Origin of the sequence: Candidatus Symbiopectobacterium sp., assembly GCF_020054415.1 — a bacterium.
GTDB lineage: Bacteria > Pseudomonadota > Gammaproteobacteria > Enterobacterales > Enterobacteriaceae > Symbiopectobacterium.
On record NZ_JAHWCO010000450.1, the window covers coordinates 1 to 13,069 of the forward strand.

Annotated in this window: 9 protein-coding genes; 5 read left to right on the top strand and 4 right to left on the bottom strand. The window is 52.8% G+C overall.

What is annotated here, in order from left to right:
- The coding region (locus QZ506_RS12990) for an integrase core domain-containing protein (RefSeq protein WP_291971568.1) at window positions 1–335 on the top strand (335 nt) is incomplete at its 5' end.
- Window positions 336–423: 88 nt separating this feature from the next.
- Window positions 424–822 (top strand): hypothetical protein, encoded by a 399-nt coding sequence (locus QZ506_RS12995; RefSeq protein ID WP_291971570.1) that lies wholly within the window; start codon window positions 424–426, stop codon window positions 820–822.
- A 50-nt stretch (window positions 823–872) separates the two neighbouring features.
- On the opposite strand, the gene QZ506_RS13000 is transcribed toward QZ506_RS12995, so the two are convergent.
- The 4 genes from QZ506_RS13000 to QZ506_RS13015 all read right to left on the bottom strand — a co-directional run bounded on the left by QZ506_RS13000 (window position 873) and on the right by QZ506_RS13015 (window position 8,723).
- On the bottom strand, window positions 873–3,362 hold the full coding sequence (locus QZ506_RS13000) for a virulence factor SrfC family protein (protein WP_291971572.1): 2,490 nt from the start codon (window positions 3,360–3,362) through the stop codon (window positions 873–875).
- A complete protein-coding gene (locus QZ506_RS13005; RefSeq protein WP_291971573.1) occupies window positions 3,359–6,346 on the bottom strand; it encodes a virulence factor SrfB in 2,988 nt (995 codons plus the stop codon). Before QZ506_RS13005 ends, QZ506_RS13000 begins: the two co-directional genes overlap by 4 nt.
- A 4-nt stretch (window positions 6,347–6,350) precedes the next feature.
- A complete protein-coding gene (locus QZ506_RS13010) occupies window positions 6,351–7,757 on the bottom strand; it encodes an SrfA family protein (protein WP_291971575.1) in 1,407 nt (468 codons plus the stop codon).
- Between the two features lie 498 nt (window positions 7,758–8,255).
- Entirely contained in the window at window positions 8,256–8,723 is a 468-nt protein-coding gene (locus QZ506_RS13015; protein WP_367273024.1) for an MBL fold metallo-hydrolase, read from the bottom strand.
- 412 nt (window positions 8,724–9,135) lie between these two features.
- Between QZ506_RS13015 and QZ506_RS13020 the strand changes: the two genes are divergently transcribed.
- The 3 genes from QZ506_RS13020 to QZ506_RS13030 all read left to right on the top strand — a co-directional run bounded on the left by QZ506_RS13020 (window position 9,136) and on the right by QZ506_RS13030 (window position 12,807).
- Entirely contained in the window at window positions 9,136–10,359 is a 1,224-nt protein-coding gene (locus QZ506_RS13020) for an MFS transporter (protein WP_291971579.1), read from the top strand.
- A gap of 235 nt (window positions 10,360–10,594) precedes the next feature.
- Entirely contained in the window at window positions 10,595–11,473 is an 879-nt protein-coding gene (locus tag QZ506_RS13025) for an N-acetylmuramoyl-L-alanine amidase (protein WP_291971581.1), read from the top strand.
- 41 nt (window positions 11,474–11,514) lie between these two features.
- Window positions 11,515–12,807, top strand: coding sequence for a glycoside hydrolase family 10 protein (locus QZ506_RS13030; protein ID WP_291971583.1), 1,293 nt, complete (start codon window positions 11,515–11,517; stop codon window positions 12,805–12,807).
- The last annotated feature ends 262 nt before the right edge of the window (window positions 12,808–13,069 follow it).

The window sequence follows — 13,069 nt, forward strand, 5'->3', positions numbered from 1 at the left end:
GTACGGAGTACTGTGGTAAAGTGGAGCAGCATGATTATCAGCTTTATCTGGCTATCAACGATATCGAGCATACGAAAACGAAGGCGATGTCTCCGCAGACGAACGGCATCTGCGAGCGCTTCCATAAAACCATTTTTCAGGATTTTTATCAGGTTACATTCCGCAAGAAGTTATATGGAGACCTGGAAAGCCTGCAGGTAGATCTGGACAACTGGTTGTTGCATTACAATAATGAGCGAACTCATCAGGGAAAAACGTGCTGCGGGCGTACGCCGATGGCCACTTTACTCGATGGAAAACGGATCTGGGCAGAAAAGAATCTGAACCAGATTTAATCTGACAGACACCTGTATAAATAATCGGTAACTGTCAGATTAGGTCTGAGCTAGTACACCTGAATATAAAGAGCAGGTACACCATGCGATGGCTGCGCTGGCACGTGGCGATCGCGTGGTAACCCTAAGCAGCATCTTAAAATGCCATGTCAACAAATTCGGGCGTTGTGAGGTGTTGTCGACGCAATCGCCAAGAAGTTTGATGATGAAAGAAGCCTGTACGCTACTTCTGGAGCAAGCGGAGCAGGCAAAAACCACGCAGGCATCAACGTCGGCTCTCGAAATGACGTTATCAGATATCAAGCGTACCGTTGAGCGCTATGTTGCAGCGATGGCGGATGAAAACGATTTGTACTACGCCCTGCACTGCGTGTCTGATTACGATGTCAGTCTGGCGCGACTGCGCGATTACATCATTGATAACCCGTGCGCATCATTACTCGCCACGCTGGAGATGAACGCGACTCATATTGAAAACTACCCGTGAACGGCATGATGTTGGAAGTTTTTCACCTGCATTCAGCAGGGGCGGGGCACTTATTTTGTGCCGGAGGGGGTGGGCTTGAAAATTTGCAAAATGGCACCCAACTGTTTGCGCTGTTCAGCATCCAGTTCGCCACCGGCTGAATGCCCGGCATTTTGCAGAATCAGGGTATTGAGCCCAACCAGCCAGTCATACACGTAAAATGCCGTATTGTTGGTCGGTGTGAGTGACAACTTGGTCAATCGCTTGGCACTACCCCAACTGACAGCCTGTTTTTCCGGCTTGGCGAAGATTTTACGTCCACGGTTGATGCGGCTTTCCGGGCGCTGTTCCTCGGGCATTTTCTGGAAGCCTAACCAGGCGATATAATCGCCGAGTACCGTCAGGGCGCGAGAAACCTGACTCTCGATCTCATTGTCCGTGTAGGCGCTGGGGTGAACGTCCTGGTTCAGCGTCGCGTGTAGCGCCTGATTGATGCCTTGACGCAGGCCAGCGGTGATGACTTCTTCCATCAGCATTTCCAGCGTCGGTTTACTCAAACCGAGCAATTCAACCAGCGGTGCGTTGTCTGGCAAGTTGCGCATATGGTTTATCCAAAAGCGCAAGACCTTACTGGCAAAGACCGCATTGGTATCCACATCGCTCGGGGCTTGGGACTCATCAGTCTGTGTCACATCCAGCGGTGTGTCGCTGAATAAATCGATATCCATACCGATGCCAAAAGGATCGACGTTGGTCATGGCACTAATGTTATCCAGGGCAGGATGGGTGACATGGCTAACGCCGGATTGACGCTGCTGTTGGTAAAGACGGCGCAACTCATCCCGCGTCGGCAACATGCGCTCCAGCAATTCGCCTTGTACGCACGGTCGCGTCTGGAGTGATTTCAACACGGATTCGGCCACTTTCTTCTTTCTCATCGCCGAAATTTTACTGTCAGACTGGTACCAGTCGCCGAGGATGCGCTCGAACAGTTCATTTTGCATGTCATGCAATTGCTCTGACAGTCGCGCCAGCTTGTTTTCCCGTTTGACTTCGGTATTCAGCCAGTTCGCCATGCGTTTTACACCGCGTTCGTCCGTTGCCAGCATGGTTCTCCAAGATTCTCCCGGATTACCCACGTAACGTTGAACGCCTTCATCGTAGTGGGTATTGTGTATGACACGCTGATCGAATTTGGTTACCGCCCAAATCAAGCCGGGTTTATGCTGACTACGCTGCTGTGCGGTTTCCCCCTGCGTCTGTTTCACCCAGTAGTCGAGCGCTTTACCGACTGCTTTGACATCAGCGCGCCGATCTACAGCCGTGCAGATCATCAACAGATTGATGGCGTGCTGCTCGGTGTACCGTTCCAGTAAATAGCTGGCCTTGGCTTGCAGCAGGTTTTTTATCAGCACCGGATAACGTTGCACTGCGCCGTGCTCGCGATCGCTACTGGAAGCGGCGTGTACGTTGCTGAGCGGATTGAAGCCCGGAATATCAAGCAGATCAACTTGCTCAAACAGCGGCTCACGCGTCGGTGACTGTAGCGTCACCACCAGTTCAACGGCGAGGAAAGCCAGCTCCGCCAGAGAAAGCTCAACCGGTTTGCTGGCACGATTATTGATGACTGGGCGCACATGTACGCTGGGATCGGACGAAGTATTGAGGTAGGCGAAGGTTGACAGGTTCATGATGCCATTGGTAGGCAGCAAGACGTCATCGACCAGTACGCTGAGCGGTGCCAGCACTTTATAGCTGTAATTCAGGCGCTGTAGCGTATGCGCAAACTGGCGATAGGTCGCCGTGTACTCTTCTTTGCCTTGCCACAACATTGAGAATAACCGCGCACGATCGTCAATAGTCAACGTTGGGGTAAGGGCGATAGCGGCTGGCCAGAAGTGGGGCTCAAGCCATTTTTGCCGTTTGCCATAGTGACGCGCCAGGCTGTCCCACAGGGCAATGACTTCATCACTGCTGAATCCCGGGATTTTCTCGTGCTGACGATGCATCGCCAGCAGCGCCATCTGCTCGACGAGTTGCTGTTCATCTTCGGCCAAACTACGGGGAGACGGAGGCGCAACGGTCGTGGACAAATACGCTTGTGCCAGAATATTGACGATGTCCGCTTCGCTTAACAACAGCAATTGAAGCGGATAGGTAGCGTTTTTCACGCCTGGCTGACGGGTAAAGCGGGTTACCAGTCCGGCGAGTTGGTTTTCAGGATTAATATGCGCCTGATAGTCCAGGGTATGGCCGCCGAGATCGCTCTCCAATCGACCATTTTCGCCTGCGGCTAATGCGGAAATCAGGTAGGTTTTGCCTTCCTGTGCCTGACCGAACAGCCCGATGGCCATCTCTTTCCCGGCGCTGTCTGCCAGCCGTTGTGCCTTGTTACGACGACGGCGTAGTTTGATGGTTAGCGTATCGGCTTCCATCTCCAAACGCGGTGAGCGGGGTCGGTTGGTCTCTACCCACTCAATGGCCTGCTCGATACCTTCTGATGCGGCAGTCAACTGCGTGGTTAACCGGGTCGAAAGTTGTTTTGTCGTCAGTGCTTTCATTTGCTGAATACGCTCCCGCTGTCGATCCAGTAGTGTGTTGCGCCGGAAGCGCTGTCAGCCAGCGTGTTAAGCCGCAGCCGCAGATAGTGAAGTGGAACCTTGCTGCCATCTTGTAGCGTGGCGTCGGCGATGTCGAAACGTTCTGGCGTAGATTGCCCCGCCTCGCGCGCGACCGCCAAACGCAGATGCAATACGCTGTCACCCGCAAGCTTGCGGGCCAGTGGTTGATCTATAATGGTCAGCGTGTAAAGCGGCGTAGCGGGCCAGCGCTCGTTATCCAACTGACGGAAACCAAGCACAATACCGCCGCGCACCGAGAAGTAGCCGCGTTTATCCAATTCAAAATCGGCGGCATCCAGATCGATATCGCTGTAATAAAGGTTATCCTGCGTTAACTGTTGGTTGGTATCGATCATGCCGAAATAGCGGATAGTGGAGTAGGGTTCAAAATCACCCGCTTTAAAATAAAAGCCCGGCAGGCGCAGGTCCAGAGCCAACAGGCACAGCATGGCGCCGACTGCCGCGGTGGATTTTGGGTTCTCGATACGGCCGAATTTATTGAACGGATACCAATCGCTGGTGTGGTAGCCATCCAGTGACACGATACGGCTGATGGGCAACGGCTGAAGGTAACGGAACAGTGCCTGTATGCCGGGGAAACGCGACGGGCGGCCGGTAAGCAGCAACACATCACAATCATAGAGTGCCACCACCTCGCACAGTGAACGCAAATTTTGCGTGATACTGATGCGGTTGGATAAGAACTCGCCGTGTAACTTACTCAGCCGAACGATAAGCGGCGTGTGCAGGATATCAAACGCGGCAGCATCCGCCTGTTGTTCACGCTGGATTTCGCCGTTCAAATAGTCCAGTACCTTACCGGTCGGGCGCTGTGGCAGCAGCTCACCAAAGCTGGCTTCCAGTTCGGCACTCATGTCGAGTGGATCGAATCCTTCATAGGCTTCAAGGATAACACGCCCAATCGGCATCAGAATTTGCAAGGTGGACTGCTGACGCAGGGGTGATTGACCATCCATTCTGCCCGCGTTACCAAACAGCTTGTCCATCAGGCTGTCCGGCGTGGCGATCCCGGCTTTCTTCAGTGATGCATGCAGTGCAGGCAGCACGTAGAGCTGGATCATATCCAGCAAGATATCGTCGCCCTCCACTTTGAAACCTTCGCGGAACATCAGCAATGGGCTGATTTTGACGTTACTGCCGATACTGTCATCCAGCGTATACTGCGTTACCGCGAGATCGGTGGTACCACCGCCGATATCAATCGATGCAACGCGCAGAGTTTGTCCCGGCTGTTCATCGGCATCGAGCACCCGGTCTGGCCGCGCCTGGCTCGCGAAAAAGGCTTTGGTGTTGCCACCAAAATTGACCTGACTTTCGTTGTAGAGATAGACCATCTGGCCGCAGGCGGCTTCATCCCACTCCATTTGCACGTCAGGCGCGGGGAAACGACTTGCCGCTTTCTCTTGTTCCGTATTGAAGCCATCATCAGCCGGATGCCATCCCATCGCTTTCCAGACCAGACCAATGGCTTCTTGCATGCGACGTCGGAAAATCTCGCGCTCAGGTTTTGGCATGGCGGAGGACAGCGTCAGAATGATGTTACGCAGGCGGCGCGGTGCGCTGTCATTCATCATTTTGGCGCGCTGTGCCGCACTGTTCATCTGGCTCAACGACTGTGCCAGCAGTTCACACAGCATCAGCGTCATCAGCGAGCTGCGGCTATATTGTGCGGAAAATACCGGAAGACGATCGTCGAACGGCACAGTAAAAAGCGGCTGGCCTTCGTCATTGATCAAATGTGTGAACGGTGTGGCTATGGCGTGCGGCTCGAGCGCGGCGTTGCCAACGGTTTTGCTGAATCGCCAGCCGGGGGTGTAGCTCTCTTCATCCCACAGATAGCGGCGTGGGCTGGAGAGCCCGCTGGCACCTTCGGTGCCGAGTCGCGCCAGCGCCATACGGCTGGCTTCTCGGCCAACGCGCACTATGGAAGGCCAGAGAAAGGCGTCTTCGCGGCCACTTTCCAAGGAGAAATTGGGCTTTCCAAACTGCGCGTACGCAAATTCTATGCGGCTTTCAAACATATCATTGTAGATCTGATGCGGTTGTTCCAGATCGCGCAATTGCAACTCATAACTCTGGCTTAGCCCGTTATGCGCCTCCGGATGGTCTTCGACCAGAATGCCGCAGGTGTGCGAGTTGCCCACATCCAGAATCAGGTCAACGGCGATATCCGGCTCTTGACGTGTGCCTGCAACCAAGGTGATTTCCGGGATCCGCAATTGCTTGCCCAGAATATCCAGTAGGTTCAGGTAGTGCGCCTGATACTCAAAACCACGCAATGCGGTGCGTTGGTCCGCTTCACTGCGCTGTTCACGTTCGGTGGCATGGTGACTAAAGACTTCGCGCAGCCAGCCATCGACCCAGGTTAAATCGAGAAACTCCCCCAACTCTTCACTGTGATATGCCAGCGTAAACTTCAAACCGGCAGTAATGTCGCTTTCGGTCGGAGCGAGCAGCTCGTTCTCATCGCCGTCAGGATAGACTTTGGTATCGAAAACGATGCAGATACGGTGAGTATTGCCGTCCTGATCAGGTATTGGCAGGGGCACGACCTTCATACGTGCCCAGTTATCCGGGCCGCCAATAAAGGTACGCGGTGGGTTGAAGCGCATAAACGGGAGCGGCAGCCAGACATTACTCAGTAGCAGCAGCGATTGGCCCAGCGAGAAGCTAGATTCAGGGCGTACCACTTCTGGCACTGATCCCAGCGGCGCAGGCAGGTGATATTTGCCGTTCTCCTCATTGAGGATCAGGCGCAGCAGCGGTCCGTTTGCCGTCTTGCGGACGAACTTGCCCGGGCCTTGCGCATCGATAGCGGGTTTAAGCGCAAAATCCAGAAATTGCAGACCGCTGTCCTGGATGAGCGTGATCTTTTGTTTATAGTCCGTAATCGTGGCCAGCATAGGGTTATTCGCTCTCACGCTTGAAAGTCAAAGGGATCAGGTTGTCGTCGTCATAACGGCCTGAGCACTCAGCCGGGCCGTTGGCCCCCTGAGAACAAACAATTTCTGGCATTTGATAGCGTGACCCATCGCTACAGTGTGCTTTCACCCGGCTGTTGATAATCAGATTGCCCGATTGCATCAATCCGGCAGTGACGTTGGCGCGGCAAGTGACACCTTCACCGTGAGTGAGGCGCACCGTACCCTGACCATATTTGAGTTGATAACGCAGGCTGGCTGGTTTGCCAATGGTGGGGGTTTTTATATCGGCCGTCACGCGCCAGGTGCCGTTCAAGAAATCTGTTTTTCCCAGCTTGACCGATAATATCGGCATCACCAGTGCATTTTTGTCTACCGGCTTGGCTTCTTCCGGTTTGGTTTCTTCAACCACCGTTTCAACCGGTGGCGTGCTAGGGGCAGGGGCGGATTTCTGTGCCACCACCGGGGCTGCTTCTGGATGTGCAACCACGGGCGCTTTTTCGGCTTCTGGCGGTGTTTCAGCAGCAACAGGCGGTGGGGCTATCTGTGTGGCGTTTTGTGCGATGACTTCAGCTTCCTTGGTTTTGTCTATGGCAGGCAGCACACGTTTTTCCGGTGTATGCGCAACCACCGGTTCTGAGGTTATCGGTTTACCAGGCACGCCAGCGCGGAATTGCCACACCAGCGCACCCGCGAGTGCCACTCCCGGTGCAACCCACCACCAGCGACGCAATGCGGATTTCCTTGATGCCGTCGGTGGCATGGCAGGAATCGCCACCTTGGGTGCTTCTTCGTACTCGTTTTCTGGCTCAACCGGTAACGACGCCGTTTCTGCATAGACGGCGGCAGCGTTGGGTTGTGGAATGGGCGGTGCAATCGGATCGACCAGCGGTTGTGCCGTGATAACCGGTAAGGCTTCGCGCAGGCACTCTAAGGCGTCGGTTCGAGGTTTTTGGTCAAGATTAATAAAACCCCAAAAGGTGATGACGGGGCGGCCACCGACCAGATAAACGTAATTTGCTGCGGGGAATTGGAACGCCTTGGCGAGCAGGGCACCAAATCGTTGCTGCGCCGCACTGTCTGATGCCAGCGCACGTTCACTTAATGCTGCAACGGTGGTCAGGCAGGTTTGCAACTGCTCCAGCGCGGCCTCCCGTTCCGCTTCGCCAGCGGCCATCCATGAGGTGACTTTTCCTTCGCCGGGAGCGTACCAGTCAAGACGATCGCCCGTTTCATTCGGTTGCGGAATGGCCAGACAGTCAGCGGTAGTTTGTTGTCGCCGTAAACGCAGAGTTTCTCGCAACTGAAGAGCCGATGTATACACCGGTTGCCCATCTTCGCCCAGCGCAAAAAAATCGGCCAAACTTCCGCTGCGTAGTAATGATTTTGCCAAGAAAGATACCTTATTAAATGGAAGGTTAAAATCTGAAATCAAATCAGTTTACTATAAAATGTACTTTAAACCGGAAATGGCAATGTCAAACGGATAAAGAAACGACAAAACCACTAAATATTTGACCTATCAACGCCGTTTCTTGGGTTTGGCGTCGCGTATGGGCGGTTTTTTTCTATGGGCTGTCGTTTTCCGAGTATGCCGCGCCTTGTGATGCGAGGGGGAAGGAAACTGATGTCTTTTCGGGCACAAAGGGCATCCACCACAACGGTGGAGTGGATAATGAGTGACTGTCCACCACTTCACCCAGACGTGGGCAAAGCACCTGAACGCCTTTCTGAGCGGCCAACGCGCAACTGCGCTGTACGGGTTCTGTCCAGTGATGCAGTGACAGCGTAACCATGCACCAGTGAATAGTAACAAAGGTGCGCGGTGCCAGATCGAGTACCGCTTGCAGGGTTTGTTCCGGTTTAATGTGAGAATCTGGCCAGCACCGGTTTATTGACCATTCTCGACAAACGCAAGAACGATAGGTTCAAAGCGTTCTTTGATGGCCGTGAAGTGGTCATCGTAGGCGGAGTCTCCGCTGTAAAACAGTGTTTCATGCGGGCTTTGCAGCACCCAGGAGCACCAGAGCGTGCGGTTATGATCGAAGGGTGTGCGCCCGGAGGCATGACGCGCTGGCGTCGCAGTTAATCTCAGTGTCTTCCACGCGCATTCCTCACACCAATCCCGTTCGGTAATGCGCTCTGCGCCAATCCCCCATTTCTTCAGGGTCTTTCCCATGCCAAGCGGAGTAACAAAATGGGTTTTCTTATCGCGGAAAAAATCGATGGTTACGCGGTCCAGATGATCGTAATGGTTGTGTGAAAGCACGATCACATCGATAGCGGGCAACGCTTCCACCGGGACCACCGGTGGTTGAAAGCGCTTGATGATAAAAGGAAAGGGGGGCTGCGGATGCAGAAAACACCGGGTCGTTCAGTACGGTAACGCCATCCATGTTCAGTAATAGACTGGAGTGACCAAACCAGATGATGCGGGTTTTATTATCAGGTTTGAGAAACTCCCTCCAATTCTGCGTAACTTCTGGCAACCGCTGTCCCGGCATACGGGATCGTGCAGTAAACAACAGGTGCCGGAGTACCGAAAGCAGTTCACGCCAGCCCATGTGCACGTATACGCTGGGCCGCACATTGTGAAAACGCTGGTAAGCCGTAGAATAGTGGGAGGCGTGGTGTTCGATATCGCCTTTTCGGTCATGGTATCACTCCGCCTTAAGGTGAAATTGTGCTTTCTGAGTAAAAAAGCCACATGACAGCGTAATGTGTGTTTAGTATGCTAAACAAACCGTGATTAACGATGACATAACAATATCATGATTTTATCTCAGGTAAGACAGGGTGCGTTATCCAGTAATAAGTTATTGCTCATTTGTGGTAGCGGTTGGCTGTTTGATGCCATGGATGTCGGGATATTATCTTTTGTTCTGGCGGCACTGAAACTGGAGTGGCGGCTCTCCGCCGCGCAGTTAGGGTTGATCGGCAGTGTCAATTCCATTGGTATGGCGGTTGGCGCGTTTGTTTTCGGACTTTATGCCGATCGTAAAGGGCGCAAATCTGCCTTTATGATCACGTTGTTGATGTTCAGCATCGCCAGCGGGTTAAGCGCCTTTGCCTGGGGATTTTGCAGCCTGCTGGTGTTGCGCTTCTTTATCGGTATGGGATTAGGCGGCGAACTGCCGGTGGCATCTACGCTAGTCAGTGAAAGTGTACCCCCGGAAGTGCGAGGACGCTTCGTGGTGCTACTCGAAAGCTTTTGGGCTGTCGGCTGGCTGCTGGCCGCGTTAATCGCCTACTTCCTTATCCCCTTGCCGAGTGTCGGTTGGCGCGGTACTATGATCCTGTGTGCATTGCCTGCTTTCTACGCGCTATACCTGCGCTTTCGTTTGCCGGATTCGCAGCACTATCTGCAACTGAGCCAGAAAGAGAAAAAAAGTGCTTTTCGCCATAAGATTGCTGCACTCTGGGTACCGGAGCAACGGCGTGCCAGCGTGATGCTGTGGATTGTCTGGTTTTGCGTGGTGTTTTCCTATTACGGCATGTTCCTGTGGTTGCCGAGCGTAATGATGCTCAAAGGGTTTGATATGGCGAAAAGTTTCGGTTATGTGCTGGTGATGACGCTGGCACAGTTACCCGGCTATTTTACCGTTGCCTGGTTGATTGAACGTGCAGGGAGAAAGGCAGTACTGGTGGTCTATTTGCTGGGAACGCTGATCAGCGCCTATTTTTTTGGCATTGCGGCCAGTGCCCCACAACTGCTGCTCTCCGGCTCGCTGCTGTCGTTTTTCAACCTCGGGGCCTGGGGGGCGCTTTATGCCTATACGCCAGAACAATACGCGACACCGATTCGTGCTACCGGTGCGGGAATGGCAGCGGCAGTGGGGCGTATCGGTGGGATTTTTGGTACGCTATTGGTTGGCGCTCTAGTCGCAAGCGCCGTGCCCATCAGTGGTATTTTTGCCTTGTTTAGTCTGGCAATACTGTTTGCTGTCTTTGCGATTATGCTGCTGGGGCAGGAAACGCGACAGCGTGCGCTGTAGCGCCTAGCATCGAATGAAAAACGGGGGACAGGTGGCTCCCATTTTTTTGCCTGTTTTACAGAAACGTTTAGTGCAATATGGTTAACTTCCAAGGTGACAACGTCACTTATTGGATGTTAAAAAAAAGTAATTAATCCTTGGAAATGCTTTAAAAACCGCGTAATCATTATTAGAATTGAGTGCTTGTTTACTTGCTTATCGTAATGTTATGATCTCCAATGAGGTGAATTTTTCTATGATATTCAATTCTGTTTCGTCAACCACTCGTCCACATGGGCTGAAATTGCTCACCGTGGGGTTACTGGCATTGATTGTGGCTGGATGTTCTACGCAGCGCTCAACGTTAGTCGATCGCGGCGATTACATCGTGGATACCACTCATCCGGCTAAAGGCCAGAATGAGCGTGTCCGATTTCTGATCCTACATTACACCGCGCTGAATGATGCGCGTTCGCTAGATGTATTAACCCAAGAACAAGTCAGCGCGCATTATCTGGTTGCGAAAAATCCACCGCTGCGGGATAAAAAACCCGTAGTAATGCAACTGGTGCCAGAAAATATGAGAGCCTGGCATGCGGGTGTCAGTAATTGGAATGGCAGGGTAAATATCAATGACTCTTCGGTGGGCATTGAGATTGTTAACCTCGGCTTTACCGATAACATGCTTGGCGTTCGTACCTGGTATCCTTACAATGAAACGCAAATCACCGCGCTTGCTGCGCTGACCAAAGACATTATCAAGCGTAACAACATCACGCCGGATAATGTTTTGGCGCACAGCGATATTGCACCACTGCGCAAACAGGACCCTGGCAAACTGTTCCCCTGGAAACGGTTTGCAGAGATGGGCGTCGGTGCCTGGCCTGATGATGCAACGGTGAACAAGTATCTCGCCGGGCGGCAGCCGAGTGCGCCGGCGGATGTGTTGACGCTTCAGAAAGCATTACATCAGTATGGTTATGATAAAATTCCGCAACACGGTGAGTTGGATAAAGAAACACGTTTGACCATTAGCGCGTTTCAAATGCACTTCCGCCCATCGGATATTGAAGGTAATGCCGATGCACAAACGGAGGCGATTGCCAAAGCGCTGGTGGAAAAATACCGAACCTGAACCCGTGACTACTCTTTCTACTGCCAAGGAATTGATCAAAAATGCTGAGCTATCGACGTTGTTTTTTTCTGCTGTGTTTGGTGTGTGGAGCGCTGGGGTGCAGTAGTAAGGGGAAAATTATTCCTCCTGCTGTGGTTGATGCTCCCGTCCACGTTTCTCCGGCTATACCGGAGAACGTCAAGGGCGTTTGGTTAACCACGCTTTCTGGCCTTGACTGGCCGACGCCTGCGTTAAGTGATGGGCCGTCAGATGAGCACCGCATTGCGTTACAAAAACAGGCGCTGATCGACAAGCTGGACAATCTGGTTAGCCTAGGCGTTAACACGGTCTTTTTTCAGGTAAAGCCGGACGGCACAGCGCTATATCGCTCGGCGTTACTGCCGTGGTCTGATGTGTTGACCGGCGTGGTGGGCAAAGATCCCGGGTACGATCCTTTGGCCTTTATGTTGGCTGAAGGGCATAAGCGTGGATTGCGCATTCACGCTTGGCTCAATCCCTACCGTGTGACCATCAATACCCAGCCGAAAACCGTGGACGCGCTGCGCCGCACTCTTAGTGCGTCGCCCTCTAGCGTCTATGCGTTACACCCAGAATGGATACGTACGGCGAGCGATCGGTTTGTGTTGGATCCCGGTATCCCAGAGGTGCGTCAGTGGGTCACCAATGTGGTGGTGGAACTGATTAACAACTACGCCGTGGATGGTATCCATTTTGACGATTACTTCTACTACGAAACCCCCGAGTCCCGTTTGCAAGACGATGCTACCTATAGGCAGTATGGGCAGGGGTTTGTCGTCAAAGGGGACTGGCGGCGCAATAATACGTTGCTATTGATTGAGCAAGTATCGACGGCAATAAAAGCGGTCAAACCGCAGGTTGAGTTTGGCGTCAGTCCGTCGGGCGTGTGGCGCAATGCAGAGAACGACGCTCGCGGTTCGGATACGCACGGTGCTGGTGCGTCCTATGACATCTCTTATGCGGACACTCGGTTGTGGGTTGAACGTGGCTTGGTTGACTATATCATACCGCAAATCTATTGGCCATTTTCACGAGAAATCGTCCGTTATGACACACTGGTAAAATGGTGGGCGGATGTGGTAAGGCCAACCAAAACGCGCCTCTATATTGGTATCGCACTGTATAAAGTCGGTGTGCCTTCGCAAAAGGAGCCAGATTGGGCGCGGGACGGCGGCGTGCCTGAACTGCGGCGGCAGTTGACGCTCAATGAAGCGCTGCCGGAAGTGAGAGGTAGCGTGCTCTTTCGTGAGGGATCTATTCATCAACCTCAAACCGTACCGGCGGTGGATTACCTCAGAAATCACTGGGGTAAATAGCGGTAAAAACGACGTTGCGGCGAAAAGCCGCTATATTTTCTGTTGTAGAACAGGATGTCCGACGTACATTTGCAAAAATGGATTTTATTGTGTGCGGCAGGATTTAAACGTCGTATTAACCTTAAGTGTACTAGCTCAGACCTGATCTGACAGTTACCGATTATTTATACAGGTGTCTGTCAGATTACATCTGGTTCAGATTCTTTTCTGCCCAGATCCGTTTTCCATCGAGTAAAGTGGCCATCGGCGTACGCCCGCAGCA